The sequence below is a fragment of the Hydrogenophaga sp. genome (assembly GCF_031426985.1).
Lineage (GTDB): Bacteria > Pseudomonadota > Gammaproteobacteria > Burkholderiales > Burkholderiaceae_C > Hydrogenophaga.
In genome coordinates this window covers 1-17,461 of record NZ_JASJOY010000225.1, presented here as the reverse complement: position 1 = coordinate 17,461, position 17,461 = coordinate 1, and the positions used below count along the sequence as shown (strand labels likewise).

Here is a 17,461-nt window from a genome sequence, read left to right as displayed (position 1 = left end):
GCGGCAACACCATCACCACCCAGATGCGCCGCATGGGCGACAGCGTGGACTGGACGCGCGAGTACTTCACCATGGACGAGAAGCTGTCGACCGTGGTGACCGAGACCTTCGTGAAGCTGTTCCAGCAGGGGCTGATCTACCGCGGCAAGCGCCTGGTGAACTGGGACCCGATCCTGATGTCGGCCGTGTCCGACCTGGAAGTGGAGAGCGAAGAAGAAGACGGCTCGCTCTGGCACATCGCCTACCCGCTGGTCAACGGCAGCGGCCACCTGACCGTGGCCACCACCCGCCCCGAAACCCTGCTGGGTGACGTGGCCGTGATGGTCCACCCCGAGGACGAACGCTACAGCGCGCTGATCGGCCAGTACGTCAAGCTGCCGCTGTGCGACCGCGAGATCCCGGTGATCGCCGACGAGTACGTGGACCGCTCCTTCGGCACCGGCGTGGTCAAGGTCACGCCCGCGCACGACGCGAACGACTACGCCGTTGGCCAGCGCCACCAGCTGCCCATCATCGGCGTGCTGCACCTCAACGCCACCATCAACGACAACGCGCCCGAAAAATACCGCGGCCTGGACCGTTTCGTCGCGCGCAAGCAGGTCGTGGCCGACCTCGAAGCCGCCGGCCTGCTGGTCGAAGTCAAGAAGCACAAGCTGATGGTGCCGCGCTGCGCCCGCACCGGCCAGGTGATCGAGCCCATGCTGACCGACCAGTGGTTCGTGGCCATGACCAGCAAAGGCAACGAGCACAACACCAGCGGCATCTCGATCGCCGACAAGGCGATCGCCGCCGTGCAGTCGGGCCAGGTGAAGTTCGTGCCCGAGAACTGGGTCAACACCTACAACCAGTGGATGAACAACATCCAGGACTGGTGCATCAGCCGCCAGCTCTGGTGGGGCCACCAGATCCCGGCCTGGTACGACGAGCAGGGCCAGGTCTACGTGGCGCGCAACGAAGCCGAGGCACAGGCCCTGGCCGGCGCCGGCAAGACGCTCACGCGCGACCCCGACGTGCTCGACACCTGGTACTCCTCGGCGCTCGTGCCCTTCAGCACCATGGGCTGGCCGAACCAGACCGACGCCGCCACCGACGACTACAGCCTCTACCTGCCCAGCAGCGTGCTGGTCACGGGCTACGACATCATCTTCTTCTGGGTCGCCCGGATGATCATGATGACCACCCACTTCACCGGCCGCGTGCCGTTCAAGGACGTCTACATCCACGGCCTGGTGCGCGACGCGCAGGGCCAGAAGATGAGCAAGTCCGAAGGCAACGTGCTCGACCCGGTGGACCTGATCGACGGCATCTCGCTCGCGCCGCTGCTGGACAAGCGCACCACCGGCCTGCGCAAGCCCGAGACAGCACCCAAGGTGCGCAAGCAGACCGAGAAGGAATTCCCCGACGGCATCCCGGCCTACGGCGCCGACGCGCTGCGCTTCACCTTCGCGGCGCTGGCCTCACTGGGCCGCAGCATCAACTTCGACAGCAAGCGCTGCGAGGGCTACCGCAACTTCTGCAACAAGCTCTGGAACGCCACCCGCTTCACGCTGATGAACTGCGAAGGCCAGGACTGCGGCCTGTCCGAACACGCGGCGGCGGCCTGCGTTCCCGGCGGCGGCTACCTGGACTTCAGCCAGGCCGACCGCTGGATCGTCTCCAAGCTGCAGCGCGTCGAGGCCGAGGTGGCCCAGGGCTTTGCCGAGTACCGGCTGGACAACGTGGCCAACACGGTCTACGACTTCGTCTGGAACGAGTTCTGCGACTGGTACCTGGAAATCGCCAAGGTGCAGATCAACACCGGCAACGAAGCGCAGCAGCGCGCCACCCGCCGCACCCTGATCCGCACGCTGGAGACCATCCTGCGCCTGGCCCACCCGGTCATCCCGTTCATCACCGAAGAGCTGTGGCAGAAGGTGGCCCCCGTGGCCGGCCGTGCGGGGCCGTCGGTGAGCGTGGCCGCCTATCCGGTGAGCCAGCCCGAGCGCATCGACGAAGCCGCCGAGGCCCAGGTCGCCAAGCTCAAGGGACTGGTCGACGCCTGCCGCACGTTGCGCGGCGAGATGAACGTGTCCCCCGCGACCCGTTTGCCGCTCTACGTGGTGGGCGACACCGCCTTCATGCAGGCCAACGCCGCGGCCCTGCAAGGCCTGGCCAAGCTGAGCGAAGTGAAGGTGTTCACCGACGAGGCTGCCTGGGCCGCCGCGGCACAAGCCGCCCCGGTGGCGGTGGTCGGCGAGGCGCGTCTGTGCCTGTTCATGGAAATCGACGTCGCCGCCGAAAAAGCCCGCCTGAGCAAGGAAGCCACGCGCCTGGAAGGCGAGATCACCAAGGCCAACACCAAGCTGGCCAACGAAGCCTTTGTGGCCAAGGCGCCGGCCGCGGTGCTGGAGCAGGAACGCAAGCGTGTGGCCGACTTCGGCGCGACCCTGGCCAAGGTGCGCGAGCAGCTGGCGCGGCTGGGCAACTGAACGTCATCCGCTAGCAAGAGGCCGCGGGGGGCTGCACGTCGGCCCAGCGTGCCGCTCGGTCCAGAGCCAGCGCGGAACCGGCTCCGCCGGGCCGCTGCTGGCGCCCCCTGGGGGGTGACGCCGCAGGCGGCGCCGGGGGGGGCTACTTCACCGCCGCATCGACAACGCCCCCCACTGCGAGGCGGTGAGCGCCTGCGGGTCGTCTTCCTGATCGGTCGAATACTCCAGGCTGTCGAGCACCGAGAAGTCGCTGACTTTGGCCTCGGCCTGGGCGGTCATGGGCGACAGCGTTTCGTGGATGCGGTGCGCCACGTACCAGCTGGCGCGCAGCTTGGCCTCGCGGGTGTGCGAGCCCAGGCGCGGCGTCAGGTGCAGGTTGGGAATGCCGTACAAGGGCGTGCCTTCGGCGGCGAAGGTCGGGCTCGCACCGTCGAGCAGGCAGGCGTCGATGCGACCATCGGTCAGGGCCAGCGCCAGCGCCTCGGGTTCAAACAGCGAACTGCGGCTCACGCCCACCCACAGCTGGCCGGGCTTGCAATGGTTGAGCACCCGCTCGTTGAGCCAGCCCTTGAAGCGCGAGGCGTAGACCACCTGCAGCGACACCGCATCGGAACGGCCCAGCAGTTCGTGCAGCGACACCGGCTCGACACCCAGCTTGTCCCAGATGGGGGCGGCGTGGTGCACCGCCGGGTCGTAGCCCACCAGGCGCACGCCCAGCCCCTTGAGCATGGGCGCCAGGGTGTGGGCCACCGGCGCCAGCCCCAGCAGGCCCACGGTGCTGCCGCACAGCTCGCGGCCCATGCGCACCTGCGAGATCTTGCGCCCCAGCAGGGCGCTGACCATGCCGCGGCGGTAGAGCATGAGCAGGCCGTACAGCAGGTATTCGGCGTTGGACCGCACCGTGGCGCTGCGCGCCTGCACCACACGCACGTTGCGCTTGGCGCAGGCGTCCAGGTCGGTGTTGTCGCTGGAGATCTGCATGCGCGCGACCAGTTCCAGCTTGGGCGAAAAGTCCAGGAACTCCTGCGACACGATCACGTGCGGCGGCAGCACGATGGCGCGGGTTTTGTAGGTGGCTTTGCGCAGTTCGATCGGATCGTCGCCCAGCTCGGGGCGGAACGTGACCTCGTGCCGCTCCTGCAGCCACTGCAGGGCTTCGGGCACCAGGGGATCGATCAGCAGGACTTCCATGGAGCGCGAACGGCCGAAGCGATGTGCGGACGGCCGGCCACCGCCATCAGCGGCGCTTGAGAACGGTGAAGTGTTCGCTGCCCGCGGTCTGTTGCGACACCAGCTCGTTGCCGGTCTGCTTGGCAAAGGCCTGGAAATCGCGCACCGAACCGGCGTCGGTGGAAATCACACACAGCGTCTGACCGCTGTGCATCTCGGCCAGGGCCTTCTTGGCCTTGAGGATGGGCAGGGGGCAGTTCAGGCCGCGGCAATCGAGTTCTTTGTCGGCGTTCATGGGTTGGGGTGTGTCCTGTTGGTTCCGAATTCTATGCGCGCCACGAAAACCCCGGCCGCTTCAAGCGGTGGCCGGACCTGGCGCTGGGTCGGACGGCAGCGCGTCCATGAACGTCGGTTCGATGCCGCGCGAACGCAGCCAGTCGGCCAGCGCAAAGCCGGTGCCCGCGCGCCAGCACCGCACCTGCGCCGGCTCGAACAGTTTGTATTCCAGTAGTTCGGGCGACAGGGTCACCGTGCCCTCGGCCTGGGCGTGGTAGGTGATGAGCACCTGGTTCATGCGCTGGAAATCGTGCACCCCCACCAGGCTCAGCGCGGTGGTGCGCAGGCCGGTTTCTTCGGCGATCTCGCGGCGGATGCCTTCCTCCGGCGTCTCACCCGCTTCCATGAAGCCGGTGATCAGGCCGAACATGCGGGTCTGCCAGGCCGCGTTGCGCGCCAGCAGCACGCGCCCATCCAGTTCGACGATGGCGGCCAGCACCGGCGTGGGGTTGTTCCAGTGGGTGAAGTCGCAGGCCGTGCAGCGCAGGCGCTGCTTCGGCCCGCCGTCCTCCTGCGCCACGGTCAGCGCCAGCGGCGCCGCGCAGCAGGGGCAGAAGCGGTAGTCGGCCGCCATGCGATCAGGCCGGAAACACGCCGGTGGACAGGTAGCGATCGCCCCGGTCGCAGACGACGAAGGCGATGGTCGCGTGCTCCACCTGCGCGGCGATCTGCTGCGCCACCCAGCAGGCGCCGGCGGCGGAAATCCCGCCGAAGATGCCCTCTTCGCGCGCCAGGCGGCGGCACATGTCCTCGGCATCGGACTGGCTCACATAGACCAGCTCGTCCACCGCGCTCGGGTCGTAGATCTTGGGCAGGTATTCCTGCGGCCACTTGCGGATGCCGGGGATGCGCGAGCCCTCGCTGGGCTGGGCACCGATGATGCGGATGGCCGGGTTCTTCTCTTTGAGGAAACGCGAGACGCCGGTGATGGTGCCGGTGGTGCCCATGGCGCTGACGAAGTGGGTGATGCGCCCGCCGGTCTGCTCCCACAGCTCCGGCCCCGTGGTTTCGTAGTGGATGCGCGGGTTGTCGGCGTTGGCGAACTGGTCGAGCACGCGGCCCTTGCCCTCTTTTTCCATCTTGTCGGCCAGGTCGCGTGCGTACTCCATGCCCCCGCTCTTGGGCGTGAGGATGAGTTCGGCACCGAAGGCCTTCATGGTCTGGGCGCGTTCGATGGACAGGTCCTCCGGCATGATCAGCACCATGCGGTAGCCCTTGATGGCCGCGGCCATCGCCAGCGCAATGCCGGTGTTGCCCGAGGTCGCTTCGATCAGGGTGTCACCGGGCCGGATGTCGCCACGCTCCTGCGCGCGCTGGATCATGGACAGCGCGGGCCGGTCTTTCACCGAACCGGCCGGGTTGTTGCCTTCGAGCTTGCCCAGCACCACGTTGCCGCGCGTGCGGTTGGCCTCGGCACCGATGCGTTGCAGGGCCACCAGCGGGGTGTGGCCGATGGCGTCTTCAATGGTCGGGTAATTCATGCACACCACTGTGCCATAATTTCGAGCTCTTCCAAGACACCCGCCCGGGTGGCGAAATCGGTAGACGCAGGGGATTCAAAATCCCCCGCCAGAGATGGTGTGTCGGTTCGAGTCCGACCCCGGGCACCACATTCAAGGCCGTGCAGCACCTGCTGCACGGCCTTTTGTTTTGGTGTCGTCGGCTGGTTCACCGGCCGCCTGCAACTCCTCCTGAAGCAAGCGCTGGTACACCTTGGGCAACTCGCGGCTCATGCTGTTGTTCTCGATGCCGTAGCCCAGGCTGGTCCAGGTGCCCGAGAGGCGGCGCAGCACCGGCTGGACGCGCCCTTGCCGCAACTGCGCCGACACATTGCCCCAGCGCCCTTCCTGCAGCCAGGCATGCACCACGGCGTCCTGGTAGACCGGCGCAAAGCTCAGACCCGTGGCGTCCAGCGCGTCGCCAGTGCGCTGCGGGTGGTAGCGCGCGGCCAGTTCCAGCCAGGTGCTGTAGAGCAGCTGGTAGCGGCCCGCAGCGGTGGAGCAATTGCCCCGGTTGGGCCCCTGGCCGATGGCTTCACAGCGGTTGGGGTGCCGCTCCAGCGTGCCCACGTATTCGCCGCCGTAGACCACGTGGTAGGGCCGCAGCACGTTCGATTCACTGGCCGAGATGGTGCGCATGAGCGCGCGCAGGTAGGGATCGCCACCGCCCATCACCAGGGGCTGGGTGCCCGGCAGCAGCAGCCAGGGGCGCCACAGCCAGAGCAGCAGCAACATCAGCAGCACGGCCACCAGCGGCAGGGCCACACGGGCGCGCCAGGGCGAGTCCCAGAAGGCACTGGGCGGCGGTGGCGTTTCGGTGGGCAGGGACAGCGGCATGGGGCTCGGCAAACGGACAGCGTGGTGCTGACACAATGGCCGCATTGTCCAACACGCCGCCCGCGCACCGCGTCCCATGCTGCTTGCCCTCCCCGCCCTGCTGACCGGTCTGTTGCTGCTGGTGTGGTCCGCCGACCGGCTGCTCGAAGGTGCGGTGGCCCTGGCCCGCCATGCACAACTCTCGCCGCTGCTGGTGGGGCTGGTGGTGGTGGGCTTTGGCTCCTCGTCGGCCGAGCTGGCGGTGGCCACCGCCGCCGCCTGGCACGGCCACCCGGCACTGGCACTGGGCAGCGCCTGGGGCGCCAACATCGTGGGCCTGTCGCTGGTGCTGGGTGTGACGGTGCTGGTGCGCCCCATCAGCGCCCGCTCGCCGGTGCTGCACCGCGAACTGCCCCTGCTGCTGGCCGCCACGGTGCTGACCGGCCTGCTGCTGTGGGACGGCGTGCTCTCGCGCCTGGACGCGGCGCTGCTGCTGGCCGGCTTCGTGGCGCTGCTGGTCTGGTCGTGGCGGCAATCGCGCCGCAGCGAGCCCGACGCCCTGGCGGAAGAAACCGCGCTCGAACTGCACACCCACCCGCTGGGCACCGGCCACGCGGTGCGGCGGATTCTGCTGGCCCTGCTGGTGCTGGCCACCGGCGCGGCGCTGCTGGTGTGGGGCGCAGTGGAGGTGGCCCTGGGCCTGGGCGTCAGCGACCTGACCCTGGGCCTGGGTGTGGTGGCCCTGGGCATCACCCTGCCCAGCCTGGCCACCTGTGTGGCCGCCGCCCGCAAGGGTGAGGACGACATCGCGCTGGGCCATGTGGTGGGCGCGGGCCTGTTCAACACGCTGGCGGTGGCCGGCCTGGCCGGCCTGATCGAACCGCTGGACGTGGACACCGCCGTGTTGTGGCGCGACCTGCCGGTGATGGCGGGCCTGGCACTGGTGCTCTATCTGCGAGGCCGGGACGAGCGCCAACCCACCCGCCTGGGCCACACCACCGGCCGCGCGCTGGTGGCGGTGTACCTGCTGCACGCGCTGGCGATCATCGTCACCTCGGGGCCTGGATAAGAGCTGGAGCCCCCACGCTCCGCCGCTGCGCGGGTCGCTGCCCCAGGACCGGGAAGGGACCCGGTCCTTTCCGGGTCCGTGGGGCTGGGCCTGCCTTGTGAGCGACCCGGCGGCTGGCCTGTCCGAGCCCCCAAGCATCCGCCGCTGACGCGGCTCGCGGCTCCAGGTCAGGCGCGCAGGCCCTCGGCCACCGTGGGGTAGCGCAGGCGCAAGCCCAGCTCGGCTTTCATGCGCTGGTTGTGCAGGCGGCGCGATTCGCTCATGAAGCTCAGCAGCACCAGGGGCAACTGGTCGCCCGCGGCGTCGCGCGCGATGCGCGGCGGCCGCGGCAAGCCGTACAGGTCGGCCGCCAGATCGAAGTAGTCGCCCATCTTGAGTTCGGTGTCGTCGGTCACGTTGACCACGCGCTGCGGCCGCGCGCGCCAGAGCGCGAGCACGCAGGCGCGTGCCAGGTCGTCGGCGTGGATGTGGTTGGTGTAGACGTCGTCTTCGCTGCGCAGCACCGGCGTGCCGCGCTGCAGGCGGTCGCGCGGCGTGCCGCCGGTGCGGTCGGGTGCGTAGATGCCGGGAATGCGCAGCACCGTGCTGCGGCTGCCGGTGATGCGCCCGAACCAGCGCAGCGTGGCTTCGGCATCGACCCGGCGCCAGGCGCGCGGGGTCAGCGGTTGCGTGGGGGTGGCCTCGCTGACCCAGCGACCGCCACAGTCGCCGTAGACCCCGCTGGTGGAGCCGTAGACCAGGCTGGCCGGCGCGCCGCGGCGCCACAGCGCGTGCACCAGGGCGCGGGTGCGGGTGTCCAGGCGCCAGTCCTGGCCATCGCCCGAGGGCGGCGGTGCCAGGTGCAGCACCCGCGTGCCCAGACCGGCCAGGCGCTGCAGCGTGGCCGGCGCGTCCAGGTTGCCCAGCAGGGGCGTGATGCCCTGCGCCCGCAGTTCGGCGCGGCGCCCGGCGTCGGAGGTCAGCGCCAGCAGGCGCACCCGGCGACCGCCGCCCAGTTCGCGTGCGGCGCGCTGCCCGACGTCGCCACAGCCCACGATCAACACCCGTTCGCGCCGGAAGCGCGCGGGCAAAGCACCCAGCAGATTCATGTCAGAAAGGGATTTGAGACAATCGATGTCCGCCGTCGCGGACCTCAGGGCCCACTCTCGCGGCCATCTTCACTCGTCCAGCCAGTATGACATTCACCATCACCGTGCAGCCCAGCGGGCGCGCGTTCCAGGCACAAACCACCGAAACCCTGCTCGCCGCCGGCATCCGCCAGGGCATTGGCCTGCCCTATGGCTGCAAGGACGGCGCTTGCGGCTCCTGCAAGTGCAAGCTGGTCAGCGGCAGCGTGAGCCACGGCCCGCACCAGGCCAAGGCCCTGAGCGAGGCCGAGGAAGCCGCGGGCTATGTGCTGACCTGTTGCGGCACGGCGCACAGCGACGTGGTGCTCGAATCGCGCCAGGTCACCGAGGCCGGCGCCTTCCCGATCAAGAAGATGCCGGTGCGCGTGAGCGGCCTGGAGCGCGCTTCGCACGACGTGATCGTGCTGCGCCTGCAGCTGCCGGCGGCGGACGCCTTCCAGTACCACGCGGGCCAGTACGTGGAGTTCCTGCTGCGCGATGGCGACCGCCGCAGCTATTCCATGGCGAACGCGCCGCACACCCAGGCGGCCGGCCCGCAGATGGAGCTGCACATCCGCCACATGCCTGGCGGCAAGTTCACCGACCAGGTGTTCGGCACGATGAAGGAGAAGGACATCCTGCGCATCGAAGGGCCGTACGGCAGCTTCTACCTGCGCGAGGACAGCGACAAGCCCATCGTGCTGCTGGCCTCGGGCACGGGCTTCGCGCCGGTCAAGGCCATCCTGGAACACATGGCGCACACGGGCAACACCCGCCCGGTCACGCTGTACTGGGGCGGCCGCCGCCCGGCCGACCTGTACCAGGCCGCCTGGATCGAGGCGCAGCTGGGCGTGATGCCCCTGCTGCGCTATGTGCCGGTGGTCAGCGACGCCCTGCCCGAAGACGGCTGGACCGGCCGCACGGGCTTTGTGCACAGCGCCGTGCTGCAGGACATTGCCGACCTCTCGGGTCACGAGGTGTACGCCTGCGGCGCGCCCATCGTGGTCGAGTCGGCGCGGCGCGAATACCTCGCCGCCGGCCTGCCCGAAGAGGCCTTCTTCGCCGATTCCTTCACCAGTGCAAAGGACAAACTGTGAACATCCGCCGCCAACTCATCGCCCTTGCCGCCACCGCTCTGCTGGTGGGCCCCGCCCTGGCCCAGTCCGACAAGGTCACGCGCATCGTCGTGCCCTTCGGCGCCGGTGGCCCCATCGACCAGACGGCGCGCATCCTGGCCGAGGCGGTCAAGCCGGCGCTGGGCACGGTGATCGTGGAAAACCGGCCCGGCGCGGGCGGCAACATCGGCGTGAGCGCGGTGGCCAAGGCCGCACCCGACGGCCTGACCCTGGGCATTGCCACCACCGCGTCGCACGGCATCAACCCCTGGCTGTTCAGCAAGCTGCCCTACGACCCGGTGAAGGACTTCGCCCCCGTCACACAGATGCTGCGCGTGCCCAACGTGCTGGTGATGAACGCCGAGACCGCCCAGCGCCTGGGCATCCAGACCCTGGCCGACCTGCTGAAGTACGCCAAGGCCCACCCGGGCAAGCTCAACTACGGCTCGGGCGGCAACGGCAGCGCCGGCCACCTGGCCGGTGAACTGCTCAAGAGCCAGGCCGGCATCTTTGCGGTGCACATCCCCTACAACGGTGGCGCCCCGGCACAGCTGGGCCTGCTCTCGGGCCAGGTGGACTTCAACATCGACAACCTGGCGACGGCGGCGGCCAACATCCGCGCGGGCAAGCTCAAGGCGCTGGCCGTGACCACGGCCCAGCGCAGTGGCGTGCTGCCCGAGGTGCCGGCCCTGGCCGAAACCCTGCCGGGCTTCGAGGTGGACACCTGGTGGGGCCTGATCGCCCCCGCGGGCACGCCGGACGCCGCGCTGGCCAAGCTCCACAGCGCGTTTGCGGCGGCGCTGAACTCGCCCGACGTGAAGGTGAAGTTCGCACGCCTGATGGCCGAGCCCGCGCCAAGCACGCCGCAGGCTTTCGGCGCCTTCCTGCAGAAGGAACGCACCAAGTACGAACGGCTGGTCAAACTCAGCGGTGCTCAGGTCGACTGAGCGTCTCCACCGCACCAGCAAAAACGGCACCCTCGGGTGCCGTTTTTGCTGAGGTGCCCGCGGCCTCACTCGGCCAGCAGTTTCTTCACATCCCCCGCCAGCGCCGGGGCGCCGCTGCCGTAGCGCGTGTACAGGCGCACGCGGCCCTGCGTGTCGTACACGTAGCTGCCGGCCGAGTGGTCCATGGTGTAGCTGGTGGCGGTCTGGCCGTCGACCTTCTTGTAGTACACGCGAAAGCGCTTGGCCAGCTCGGGCAGGCCGTCGGCCGTGGTGTAGAGCGCGAGGAAGCTGGGGTCGAAACTGGCCATGTACTGCTTCATCACCTCCGGCGTGTCGCGCGCCGGGTCCACGCTCACGAACAGCCCCTGCAGCTTGTCACCGTCGGCGCCCAGCAGGCGCTTGGCTTCGGCCAGCTCGCCCAGCGAGGTGGGGCACACGTCCGGGCACTGGGTGTAGCCGAAGAAGACCACCACCACCTTGCCTTTGAAGTCGGCCAGGGTGCGCTGCTGGCCGTTGTGGTCGGTCAGCTGGAAGCCGGTGGCGTAGTCGGCCCCGGTGATGTCGATGCTGGCAAAGCCCGACGCGGTGGCGTCGGCGGGTTTGTCGGAGCAGCCCGACAGCAGGGCCGCACACAGCCCCCCGAGCACGGTGAGTCGGCGCAGTGTGTTCATGGCAGGTAGTGGTCGATGAGCAGCGCCGCGAACAGCAGCGACAGGTGGATGAGCGAGAAACGGAAGGTCTTGCGGGCCAGGCCATCGGAATAGTGGCGCCAGAGCACAAACGCATAGCCGCAGAACCCGATGGACAAGGCCACCGCCACCGCCAGGTAGAAGTAGCCGCTCATGCGCATGATGAAGGGCATGAGGCAGGCCGCGAACAGCACGAAGGTGTAGAGCAGGATCTGCAGCCGCGTGAACTCGGACCCGTGTGTGACCGGCAGCATGGGCAGGCCGGACTTGCGGTAGTCCTCCACCCGGTACAGCGCCAGCGCCCAGAAGTGCGGCGGCGTCCAGAGGAAGATGATCAAGAACAGGATCAGCGCCTCGGGCGAGACCACGCCAGTCATGGCGGCCCAGCCCAACACCGGCGGCATGGCGCCCGATGCCCCGCCGATCACGATGTTCTGCGGCGTCAGCGGCTTGAGGATCACGGTGTAGATCACCGCATAGCCGACGAAGGTGGCGAAGGTCAGCCACATGGTCAGTGGGTTGACCCAGATGTAGAGGATGGCCGAACCCATGGCACAGAGCAGGGCCGAGAAGCTGAGCGTCTGCACGTTGCTGAGCTGGCCTTTGGCGGTGGGGCGCCAGGCGGTGCGCTTCATCTTGGCGTCGATCTGCTGTTCGACCACGCAGTTGAACGCGGCCGCCGCGCCCGACACCAGCCAGATGCCGAAACAGGCGATGGCCGCCAGCTGCAGCTGCGCCGCGCTGGGCAGGCCGGGCACCGCCAGCACCATGCCGATGAGGGCACAGAAGACGATGAGCTGGATCACGCGCGGCTTGGTCAGCGCATAGAACTGGCGCCAGACCGGCAACGGTGCGGGCAAGGCGGTGGAAGTGGGCGCGGAGCTCATCAGGTCAGGCGGGAGATGTTGAATTTGGAGGCGCTCACGGTGTCGTAGGCGGTGCGGGTGCCGAAGATGGCGCCGGTCAGGACGATCACCAGCGCGGCGGCGCCGCCGGTGTGGGCGACGGCGGCCACCAGGGGCCAGTCGAGCACCACGTTGCTCAGGCCGCTGAGGAACTGCCACAGCGCCAGCGCGACGATCCAGCGTGCCGTGGGCCGCGTCTCGCGCGCGGCCCAGAGGCGCCAGGCCAGCCAGCCCAGCGCGATGAACACCGCGTAGGCGCTCAGGCGGTGCACATAGTGGATGGCGGTGAGCGCGGCAAAGGGCAGCGCGTCACCGGTGTGGGCCATGCCCAGCTCGCGCCAGAGCGCAAAGCCGTGGCGCAGGTCCATGTCGGGCCACCAGCCACCCTGGCAGGTGGGGAATTCGCTGCAGGCGAGCACCGCGTAGTTGGTGCTGACCCAGCCGCCCAGGGCGATCTGCAACCACAGCAGGGCATAGACCAGGCCCAGCGCGAAGCGGGTGCCGTTGTGCAGGTGCACCGGCCCCGGGCTGCCCGGAGCGGCCAGCGCGTAGGCCGCGGCCTGCGCGCGCAGCAGCGCCAGCAGCACCAGACCACCGAGCAGGTGCAGGGTGACGATGGCGGGAAACAGCTTCATGGTCACCGTGAGCGCGCCGAACGCCCCTTGAAGGCAGACCCAGAACAGCGTGACCAGGGGCCACCAGTGCGAGACCGACAGGCGTTTGCGTTCGACCCAGCTGACGCTGGCCAGCACCAGGATGAGCACGCCCACCGCGGTGGCCAGGTAGCGGTGGATCATCTCGACCCAGGCCTTGGAATGCGTTACCGGGCCGGTGGGCATCGCCTCCTGCGCGGCGCTGATGTCGGCGTGCGCCCCGAGCGGACTGGCGCTGCCGTAACAGCCCGGCCAGTCGGGGCAGCCCAGGCCCGAATCGGTCAGGCGCGTGAAGGCGCCGAACAGCACCAGGTCGAAGGTGAGGAACAGCGTGAGCAGCGTGAGCACGCGCAGGCGCTGCGCGGCCGGGGCCTGGCGGTTGCGCAGCCACACCCAGGCCAGTGGGCCCAGCGCGATGACCGCGCCCAGCAACATCATGCGGGCGAGCGGCGCGAAGTCGTAAAGAGGCTGTACGGTGTCCATGACGCGAGAAAACCGGTCAGCCGCTCACGGCCGGGGCGGCGTCGGGCAGACGGCCCGGCTTGTCCCAGAAGGCGGACGCACGCAACAGGCGATCGAGGTCGCGCTTGATCTGCTTGGGATCGGCGTTGGCGGGGAAACGCATCATCCAGTTGCCGATCGGGTCGACCACGTACAGGTGGTCTTGCAGGCGTTGCCCGGCGGCCGGCTGCAACCAGCCGGCCAGGGCCTGGGCATCGACCTGCAACACCGTGGCCGCCGCGGTGGCGGCCTTCAGGGGCTCGGTCAGCCGCAGGGCGTCTGTGCGCAGCCAGACCCAGTCCAGCCGGTCCCGCTCTTTGCCCAGACCCTCGCGCAGCTGGTGCTGCAGGTACAGGTGTTTCTGGCACAGCTCGTCGCAGGCCGAGTCCGCCACGCTGATGAGCAGCCACTGGTCCTTCAGGCCGGTCAATGGCGCGCTGCGGCCCTGCGCGTCCACACCCGCCAAAGCAGGCAAGGGACGCTGGGGGTTGATCAGTTCGCCGTAGTTGCGGCGCCCTTCGGGACGGACCACGTAGTAGGTGAAGTACGAGGCGATCACGGGCGAGGCACTGACCAGCAACAGCGCGATCATCTTCCAGCGGCCGGCGCGGGTCTTGGCGGCGTCAAAGCTGCCGCCGGCCTGCTCCGGTGCGGGCAGGCTGTGCACGGTCAGCGTCAGCGGTTCATCGGGGGTCTGTGCCATGGGTACGGCGCCGGGAGCGCGGAAGAAAGATCTGGAACCAGAGGTAAAGGGCCGCAGCCACCGCGCACATGGCGAACCATTGCACGGCGTAACCGTAGTGTTTGTGGGCGTCGCCAACGAAGCGTGGCCAGTCGCGTTGCAGGCCGGTGTCGAGCGGGCCGGTCTGGAGGACGGATACCCCCTCCAGCAACGGCACCCGCCACTCCCCGGCCAGCGCAGGCAGGTCCACATTTTGCCGGATCGCCCCTGGAGATCCCGCACCCAGCTCAAATAGCTGGCTCGGTGGCGGGGCCAAACGGCCCTGCACCTGCACCTCTTCCGTGGGGGTCGGCACCGCGGGCAGCTTGTTGCGATCCTGGAAGTCGCGCGGCACCCAGCCCCGCTGCACCAGCACCGCGCGCTCGCTGCCCCTCAGCCGCAACGGCGTGAGCAGCACAAAACCCGTGCGCCCGCCCATGGGGCGGTTGTCGAGGAAGACGTTGGCCCCCGCCACCCAGTGCCCGGTCAGGTTCACCGAGCGGTGCACCGCGTCGGCCGGGCGGGCGCTGTCCAGCAGTTCGCGCTGGGTCCAGGCGGGCTGCGCGCCCTGGGTGGCGATGCCGTCCTGCAACGCCCGCTTCTGTGCGGCACGGGAGAGCTGCCAGGCCCCCAGCGAAGCCGTCAACGCCATGGTCAGCAGCGTGGCCAGCGTGACGGTCCAGAAACGGGCCGACCGCCCCTCGGGGGCTCTCATGCCACGCCTCTTCGCGCGCGTCGGCGCAGCGGCACAGCAGATGTTCGGCGGGGGCGTCCAGGCTCATTCCCCCGATAATTGCGGCATGACATATCTTGTGATTGTGGGGTTCATTGCCATCGTCGGCAGCTTGGCCGCGGCTTTGGTGTTCATGATGCGCGGCCCGGGCGACGCGGACGCCGATCAGGCCGCTCCACGCAAGAACCCCATGGCAAAGGCCCTGGCGTTTCGCGTGGGGTTTTCCATCCTGCTGTTCGTGGTTGTGTTGGTCAGCTACCGCATGGGCTGGATCCAGCCGACCGGCCTGCCGCTGCAGCCCTGATCCCGTCCCGACCACCCACAAAAAAAGCGCCGATCGGCGCTTTTTTTGTGGGCGACGCAGGCGGCCGCATCGGACCGCCAGCGCGCGGACACCTCACATCCAGTAGACCAGGATGTACAGGCCGAGCCACACCACGTCCACGAAGTGCCAGTACCAGGCGGCACCTTCAAAACCGAAGTGGCGCTGCGCGGTGAAGTGCCCCTTCTGCAGACGCAAGGTGATGAACAGCAGCATCAGCATGCCGACGAACACGTGGAAGCCGTGGAAGCCCGTGAGCAGGAAGAAGGTGGAACCGAAGATGCCCGAGGTCAGCTTGAGGTTGTATTCGCTGTAGGCATGTGCGTATTCGTAGCCTTGCACACAAAGGAAAGTGATGCCGAGGATGACCGTCAGCCACATGAAGGCGATGGTCTTGCCACGGTTGCCGGCCTGCAGGGCATGGTGGGCAATGGTCAGCGTCACGCCCGAGGTCAGCAGCAAAGCGGTGTTGATCGTGGGCAACCAGAACGGGCCCATGGTCTTGAACGGCTCGACGATGCCGGCCGGAGAGGCGGTGGCACCGGCCTGCAGGCTGGGCCACACAGCCGAGAAGTCCGGCCAGATCAGCGCGTTTTCGATGCTGCCCAGGGCCGGCACCGAGTGGGTGCGGGCCCACCAGAGCGCGGTGAAGAAGGCGCCGAAGAACATCACTTCCGAGAAGATGAACCAGCTCATGCTCCAGCGGTAGGACAGGTCGATCTTGTGCCCATACAGCCCGCCTTCGCTCTCGGCCACCGAGTCGCGGAACCACTGGAAGAGCACCACGCCCCAGAACGCCAGGCCAAAGGCCAGCGAATACATGCCCCAATCGGCACCATTGACCCATTGACCGGCGCCCAGGATCACGAAGAACAGGCCGATGGCCGCCATCACCGGGTGCCGCGAAGGTCCGGGGACGAAGTAGTAGGGCGTCGTGCCGTGTGTTGCTGCTGACATGCTCACTCCTAAGTGCTTGCGCTTGTTTGAATGGAAATTCAGAAAGGGTTGAAGGGGCGGCGGATCAGCTCACCACCCAGTTGACCAGAAGGATCAGGCCAAAGACAAAAAGCAGGGCCATGGCCACGCCCACCACCATCAGGTGCAGGGGATTGAGCTTGGCGACATCGTCCTGGAAGTCGCTGCGGCGGCGAACGCCGAGGAAGCCCCAGAGCACGGCCTTGATGGTGCCCCACAGGCTTCCATGGCGTTGGTGGACGGGCTGGTTCACACCGCCCCCTTGGCCGCGACCGGCTCGGCCACACGGGTCGCCACGTCTTGTGGCGCCGCCGGCACCGGCCCCCCCACCTCGAAGAAGGTGTAGGACAAGGTGATCGTGGTCACATCCTTGGGCAGCTTGGGGTCGATGACGAAGGCCACCGGCCAGGCTTTCTTTTCACCCGGGGCCAGCGTGTACTGCGTGAAGCAGAAACACTCCAGCTTGTTGAAATGCGCCATCGCCTGCTTGGGGGCGTAGCTCGGGATGGCCTGCGCGGCCATGGTCCGGTCCTGCACGTTCTGGAACTCGTACATCACCGTGGTCAGCTGGCCAGGGTGCACCTGCAGGCTGCGCACCTCGGGTTTGAAGTGCCAGGGACCACGCACGTTGACGTCGAACTCCACCGTGATGGTGCGCGAAGCGTCCACCTGGGTGTTGGCCGGCATCTGGGCCGCGATGCCCGGGACCTGGCGCTCGCCGATGGCCAGCACGTTGATGCCAGTGGCTTCGCAGATGGCCTTGTACATGGGCACCAGCGCGTAGCCGAAGGCGAACATGCCCAGCGTGATCACGCCGAGCTTGCCGACCATCTTGAGGTTTTCGCGTTGCAGCGCCATGAACGAAGCGGTTCCGTGTCTGTTGCAGATGTGCGGGGCCGGCTCAGCCGCCCAGCAACACCATCTTGCCCACAAAACCCGCGAAGAAGACCAGCGCGACCGAGGCAAGGACCAGCCCCAGGCGCAGGTTGTTTTTCTTTTGTTCAGGTGTCATGGCGATACGGATGGCGTTGTGTCGGAATCAGCCGATCACCTTGGTGGCGGTGGCGTTGAGCTTGGGCGGGTTTTCAAAGGTGTGGAAAGGCGCCGGCGACGGGACTTCCCACTCCAGACCTTCAGCGCCTTCCCAGGGCTTCTGCACGGCCTTGGGACCCTGACCACGCATGGCCGGAATGACGACGAACACGAAGAAGTACACCTGGGCCAGACCGAAGGCGAAGCCGCCCACCGATGCGATGGCGTTGAAGTCGGCGAACTGCATCGGGTAGTCGGCATAACGACGCGGCATACCGGCCAGCCCCAGGAAGTGCATGGGGAAGAAGGTGATGTTGAAGGAGATCATCGACCACCAGAAATGCAGCTTGCCGCGGGTTTCGCTGTACATCACGCCGGTCCACTTGGGCAGCCAGTAGTAGATG

General features: G+C 68.1%; 21 protein-coding genes and 1 tRNA gene. 6 read left to right on the top strand and 16 right to left on the bottom strand.

Annotation, left to right across the window (positions count from 1 at the left end):
- The coding region (locus tag RMP09_RS22795) for a valine--tRNA ligase (RefSeq protein WP_310568263.1) at positions 1-2,468 on the top strand (2,468 nt) is incomplete at its 5' end.
- Between the two features lie 147 nt (positions 2,469-2,615).
- Here the strand turns inward: RMP09_RS22795 and RMP09_RS22790 are convergent.
- From RMP09_RS22790 to cysM, 4 genes are read right to left on the bottom strand one after another with little or no spacing between them, the layout of a single operon-like run.
- Positions 2,616-3,659, bottom strand: coding sequence for an NAD(P)-dependent oxidoreductase (locus RMP09_RS22790; RefSeq protein WP_310568262.1), 1,044 nt, complete (start codon positions 3,657-3,659; stop codon positions 2,616-2,618).
- 46 nt (positions 3,660-3,705) lie between these two features.
- On the bottom strand, positions 3,706-3,933 hold the full coding sequence (locus RMP09_RS22785) for a sulfurtransferase TusA family protein (RefSeq protein ID WP_310568261.1): 228 nt from the start codon (positions 3,931-3,933) through the stop codon (positions 3,706-3,708).
- A 60-nt stretch (positions 3,934-3,993) separates the two neighbouring features.
- Positions 3,994-4,548 carry an NUDIX hydrolase gene (locus RMP09_RS22780; protein ID WP_310568260.1) on the bottom strand — a complete coding sequence of 185 codons (555 nt, stop codon included), beginning with the start codon at positions 4,546-4,548 and terminating at the stop codon, positions 3,994-3,996.
- Positions 4,549-4,552: 4 nt separating this feature from the next.
- Positions 4,553-5,455, bottom strand: coding sequence for a cysteine synthase CysM (gene cysM, locus RMP09_RS22775; RefSeq protein ID WP_310568259.1), 903 nt, complete (start codon positions 5,453-5,455; stop codon positions 4,553-4,555).
- A 42-nt stretch (positions 5,456-5,497) separates the two neighbouring features.
- Between cysM and RMP09_RS22770 the strand changes: the two genes are divergently transcribed.
- Positions 5,498-5,584 (top strand) — tRNA-Leu (locus RMP09_RS22770).
- Between the two features lie 3 nt (positions 5,585-5,587).
- Here the strand turns inward: RMP09_RS22770 and RMP09_RS22765 are convergent.
- Positions 5,588-6,310, bottom strand: coding sequence for a glycoside hydrolase family protein (locus RMP09_RS22765; protein WP_310568258.1), 723 nt, complete (start codon positions 6,308-6,310; stop codon positions 5,588-5,590).
- Between the two features lie 76 nt (positions 6,311-6,386).
- Here RMP09_RS22765 and RMP09_RS22760 point away from each other — a divergent pair, with 76 nt between their 5' ends.
- Positions 6,387-7,358: a calcium/sodium antiporter gene (locus tag RMP09_RS22760; protein WP_310568257.1), complete on the top strand. Its 972-nt coding sequence runs from the start codon at positions 6,387-6,389 to the stop codon at positions 7,356-7,358.
- Positions 7,359-7,525: 167 nt separating this feature from the next.
- On the opposite strand, the gene RMP09_RS22755 is transcribed toward RMP09_RS22760, so the two are convergent.
- On the bottom strand, positions 7,526-8,446 hold the full coding sequence (locus RMP09_RS22755) for an SDR family oxidoreductase (protein WP_310568256.1): 921 nt from the start codon (positions 8,444-8,446) through the stop codon (positions 7,526-7,528).
- A gap of 86 nt (positions 8,447-8,532) precedes the next feature.
- Here RMP09_RS22755 and RMP09_RS22750 point away from each other — a divergent pair, with 86 nt between their 5' ends.
- Together RMP09_RS22750 and RMP09_RS22745 are read left to right on the top strand one after the other, a co-directional pair.
- Positions 8,533-9,561: a CDP-6-deoxy-delta-3,4-glucoseen reductase gene (locus tag RMP09_RS22750; RefSeq protein WP_310568255.1), complete on the top strand. Its 1,029-nt coding sequence runs from the start codon at positions 8,533-8,535 to the stop codon at positions 9,559-9,561.
- Positions 9,558-10,526 (top strand): tripartite tricarboxylate transporter substrate binding protein, encoded by a 969-nt coding sequence (locus RMP09_RS22745; protein WP_310568254.1) that lies wholly within the window; start codon positions 9,558-9,560, stop codon positions 10,524-10,526. The genes RMP09_RS22750 and RMP09_RS22745 overlap by 4 nt, the downstream gene beginning before the upstream one ends.
- A 65-nt stretch (positions 10,527-10,591) precedes the next feature.
- Here the strand turns inward: RMP09_RS22745 and RMP09_RS22740 are convergent, their stop codons facing one another.
- From RMP09_RS22740 to RMP09_RS22720, 5 genes are read right to left on the bottom strand one after another with little or no spacing between them, the layout of a single operon-like run.
- Positions 10,592-11,197, bottom strand: a complete 606-nt coding sequence (locus RMP09_RS22740) for an SCO family protein (RefSeq protein WP_310568253.1) — start codon at positions 11,195-11,197, stop codon at positions 10,592-10,594.
- Entirely contained in the window at positions 11,194-12,102 is a 909-nt protein-coding gene (cyoE, locus tag RMP09_RS22735) for a heme o synthase (RefSeq protein WP_310568252.1), read from the bottom strand. The genes RMP09_RS22740 and cyoE overlap by 4 nt, the downstream gene beginning before the upstream one ends.
- Positions 12,102-13,256, bottom strand: a complete 1,155-nt coding sequence (locus tag RMP09_RS22730) for a COX15/CtaA family protein (RefSeq protein WP_310568251.1) — start codon at positions 13,254-13,256, stop codon at positions 12,102-12,104. The genes cyoE and RMP09_RS22730 overlap by 1 nt, the downstream gene beginning before the upstream one ends.
- A gap of 16 nt (positions 13,257-13,272) precedes the next feature.
- The gene (locus tag RMP09_RS22725; protein WP_310568250.1) at positions 13,273-13,977 is read right to left on the bottom strand and encodes a hypothetical protein; all 705 of its coding nucleotides are present in this window, start codon (positions 13,975-13,977) and stop codon (positions 13,273-13,275) included.
- Positions 13,958-14,710 (bottom strand): SURF1 family protein, encoded by a 753-nt coding sequence (locus RMP09_RS22720; RefSeq protein ID WP_310568249.1) that lies wholly within the window; start codon positions 14,708-14,710, stop codon positions 13,958-13,960. Before RMP09_RS22720 ends, RMP09_RS22725 begins: the two co-directional genes overlap by 20 nt.
- Here RMP09_RS22720 and RMP09_RS22715 point away from each other — a divergent pair.
- The gene (locus tag RMP09_RS22715; RefSeq protein ID WP_310568248.1) at positions 14,709-15,032 is read left to right on the top strand and encodes a twin transmembrane helix small protein; all 324 of its coding nucleotides are present in this window, start codon (positions 14,709-14,711) and stop codon (positions 15,030-15,032) included. The two genes, RMP09_RS22720 and RMP09_RS22715, sit on opposite strands and share 2 nt — an antisense overlap.
- Before the next feature lie 93 nt (positions 15,033-15,125).
- Here the strand turns inward: RMP09_RS22715 and RMP09_RS22710 are convergent, their stop codons facing one another.
- From RMP09_RS22710 to RMP09_RS22690, 5 genes are all read right to left on the bottom strand, one after another.
- On the bottom strand, positions 15,126-16,007 hold the full coding sequence (locus tag RMP09_RS22710; protein ID WP_310568247.1) for a cytochrome c oxidase subunit 3: 882 nt from the start codon (positions 16,005-16,007) through the stop codon (positions 15,126-15,128).
- 64 nt (positions 16,008-16,071) lie between these two features.
- Positions 16,072-16,278, bottom strand: a complete 207-nt coding sequence (locus tag RMP09_RS22705; RefSeq protein WP_310568246.1) for a DUF2970 domain-containing protein — start codon at positions 16,276-16,278, stop codon at positions 16,072-16,074.
- Complete coding sequence (locus RMP09_RS22700) at positions 16,275-16,883, bottom strand: cytochrome c oxidase assembly protein (protein WP_310568245.1); 609 nt, start codon at positions 16,881-16,883, stop codon at positions 16,275-16,277. Before RMP09_RS22700 ends, RMP09_RS22705 begins: the two co-directional genes overlap by 4 nt.
- 43 nt (positions 16,884-16,926) lie before the next feature.
- On the bottom strand, positions 16,927-17,037 hold the full coding sequence (locus RMP09_RS22695) for a cytochrome oxidase small assembly protein (RefSeq protein WP_310568244.1): 111 nt from the start codon (positions 17,035-17,037) through the stop codon (positions 16,927-16,929).
- 27 nt (positions 17,038-17,064) lie between these two features.
- A partial coding sequence (locus RMP09_RS22690) for a cbb3-type cytochrome c oxidase subunit I (protein WP_310568243.1) occupies positions 17,065-17,461 on the bottom strand: 397 nt, incomplete at its 5' end.

Excerpts from the sequence above, each read along its gene's own strand:
- RMP09_RS22790 (WP_310568262.1), bottom strand. The coding sequence starts at position 3,659 with ATGGAAGTCCTGCTGATCGATCCCCTGGTGCCCGAAGCCCTGCAGTGG.
- RMP09_RS22785 (WP_310568261.1), bottom strand. The coding sequence starts at position 3,933 with ATGAACGCCGACAAAGAACTCGATTGCCGCGGCCTGAACTGCCCCCTG.
- RMP09_RS22780 (WP_310568260.1), bottom strand. The coding sequence starts at position 4,548 with ATGGCGGCCGACTACCGCTTCTGCCCCTGCTGCGCGGCGCCGCTGGCG.
- cysM (WP_310568259.1), bottom strand. The coding sequence starts at position 5,455 with ATGAATTACCCGACCATTGAAGACGCCATCGGCCACACCCCGCTGGTG.
- RMP09_RS22765 (WP_310568258.1), bottom strand. The coding sequence starts at position 6,310 with ATGCCGCTGTCCCTGCCCACCGAAACGCCACCGCCGCCCAGTGCCTTC.
- RMP09_RS22760 (WP_310568257.1), top strand. The coding sequence starts at position 6,387 with ATGCTGCTTGCCCTCCCCGCCCTGCTGACCGGTCTGTTGCTGCTGGTG.
- RMP09_RS22755 (WP_310568256.1), bottom strand. The coding sequence starts at position 8,446 with ATGAATCTGCTGGGTGCTTTGCCCGCGCGCTTCCGGCGCGAACGGGTG.
- RMP09_RS22750 (WP_310568255.1), top strand. The coding sequence starts at position 8,533 with ATGACATTCACCATCACCGTGCAGCCCAGCGGGCGCGCGTTCCAGGCA.
- RMP09_RS22740 (WP_310568253.1), bottom strand. The coding sequence starts at position 11,197 with ATGAACACACTGCGCCGACTCACCGTGCTCGGGGGGCTGTGTGCGGCC.
- cyoE (WP_310568252.1), bottom strand. The coding sequence starts at position 12,102 with ATGAGCTCCGCGCCCACTTCCACCGCCTTGCCCGCACCGTTGCCGGTC.
- RMP09_RS22730 (WP_310568251.1), bottom strand. The coding sequence starts at position 13,256 with ATGGACACCGTACAGCCTCTTTACGACTTCGCGCCGCTCGCCCGCATG.
- RMP09_RS22725 (WP_310568250.1), bottom strand. The coding sequence starts at position 13,977 with ATGGCACAGACCCCCGATGAACCGCTGACGCTGACCGTGCACAGCCTG.
- RMP09_RS22715 (WP_310568248.1), top strand. The coding sequence starts at position 14,709 with ATGCCACGCCTCTTCGCGCGCGTCGGCGCAGCGGCACAGCAGATGTTC.
- RMP09_RS22720 (WP_310568249.1), bottom strand. The coding sequence starts at position 14,710 with ATGAGAGCCCCCGAGGGGCGGTCGGCCCGTTTCTGGACCGTCACGCTG.
- RMP09_RS22710 (WP_310568247.1), bottom strand. The coding sequence starts at position 16,007 with ATGTCAGCAGCAACACACGGCACGACGCCCTACTACTTCGTCCCCGGA.
- RMP09_RS22700 (WP_310568245.1), bottom strand. The coding sequence starts at position 16,883 with ATGGCGCTGCAACGCGAAAACCTCAAGATGGTCGGCAAGCTCGGCGTG.
- RMP09_RS22695 (WP_310568244.1), bottom strand. The coding sequence starts at position 17,037 with ATGACACCTGAACAAAAGAAAAACAACCTGCGCCTGGGGCTGGTCCTT.